Source organism: Paenibacillus sp. N119s (assembly GCF_059447605.1).
Map to the genome: position 1 here is coordinate 1 of NZ_JCAJRU010000468.1, position 839 is coordinate 839.

The following is an 839-nucleotide window of genomic DNA, read 5'->3' on the forward strand; positions in this document are numbered from 1 at the left end:
AGACGAGTTTCGCTCGTTGTCATTTGTCACGGTTTTGTGGGCAATCGTATCGGAGTAGATCGATTGTTCGTCAAGACGGCGCGTGAATTGGCCGAAGGGGGATATTTTGTACTGCGCTTTGACTTTGCCGGTTGTGGAGAAAGCACGGGTGAATATGGCAAGCAGGGGCTAGAGTCCATGATCAATCAGACACGTACCGTGTTGGATTACGCTGTGAATTGCGCGGACATTGACCCGACTAAGGTAACGCTGATCGGTCACAGTTTGGGGGGCGCGGTTGCCCTTCTCACAGCCGTTCGGGATAAAAGAGTACAAAACCTGGTCCTTTGGTCAGCCGTTGGCTATCCGTTCAACGATATCGTCAAAATAACGGAGCGAAGCGTGTATGATGAGTCTGTTAAAACCGGTCATGCAGACTATTTGGGATATAAATTCACACCTACTTATTTTGAGTCGTTAGCCCAATTCCAACCGTTCCAGGAGGCCGTTAAATTTAACGGTGATGTACTTGTTATTCATGGCACCTCGGATGATATCATTCCTGTGGATTATGCATTTCTGTTTCAAAAGGTATTCTGGATGCGTCCAGAGGGACGCTGTGATAAGGAAATTATTTTCCAGGGAGATCACACGTTTTCATCGGGGAAAGAGCGGCAACAGCTGATTGACCGCACACTGGAATGGCTGGATGAACAGGAACATATTCAACGGGATTGGCAGCACTGGATGATCTGATTTCAGGGTGTAACGCATTGTATTGGAAATTGCGCCTCCGCCGGAGTAAAATAAAAGAGTAACACTATACTGGCGTGTGGAGGTTGGCAGCGATGACATTACCC

General features: G+C 47.8%; 1 protein-coding gene. It reads left to right on the forward strand.

Annotation, left to right across the window (positions count from 1 at the left end; all coding sequences use genetic code 11):
• The coding region (locus AC5V8P_RS25810) for an alpha/beta hydrolase (protein ID WP_495474084.1) at positions 1–735 on the forward strand (735 nt) is incomplete at its 5' end.
• Between the last annotated feature and the right edge of the window lie 104 nt (positions 736–839).